Consider the following 475-nt stretch of genomic DNA (forward strand, 5'->3'; position numbering starts at 1 on the left):
TTTGGTCGGGACGCCTGATCAGGTCGCGGATGCCATTCTCGGCTATTACGAGCTTGGTGTTCAGACCTTCCTCGTTCGAGGCTTCGATCCGCTGGTCGATGCCATTCAATATGGCCGCGAGCTGCTGCCGAGGGTCAGGTCGCTGGTCGCGGAACGCGACCGCGCTTCGGCTTCCTCGGCCGCGACGGCCGCATAACAGGACATCAAGGGAATAAAATCATGAGCGTAGAGTTCATCGGATATGTCGGCCACTTCAACTCATCCGAGGCGATGCGGCGAACCGGGCCGGCCTTGGATATCGATCACATCGAAACCGCCGCGAAACTGCATGAATATGTCGGCTTCGACCGGGCGCTGGTCGCCTTCCATTCCAACTCGGCGGACAGCATTCTAATCGGCCAGCGCGTGGCCCAGGTCACCGAGCGCCTCAAGCTGATGATCGCGCACCGTCCGGGCTTTACCTCGCCGACGCTCG

The 475-nt window shown here is 60.8% G+C and carries 1 protein-coding gene and 1 pseudogene; both read left to right on the plus strand.

The window, feature by feature from the left end:
- Positions 1–196: pseudogene (locus KVS69_RS18765) on the plus strand (hypothetical protein); the annotation flags it as partial.
- 23 nt (positions 197–219) lie between these two features.
- Positions 220–475 (plus strand): LLM class flavin-dependent oxidoreductase (locus tag KVS69_RS18770; RefSeq protein WP_217539488.1); only part of this gene is annotated, 256 nt, incomplete at its 3' end.

The sequence above is a fragment of the Stenotrophomonas sp. GbtcB23 genome (assembly GCF_019091045.1).
GTDB classification, from domain to species: Bacteria; Pseudomonadota; Gammaproteobacteria; order Xanthomonadales; family Xanthomonadaceae; genus Stenotrophomonas; species Stenotrophomonas rhizophila_A.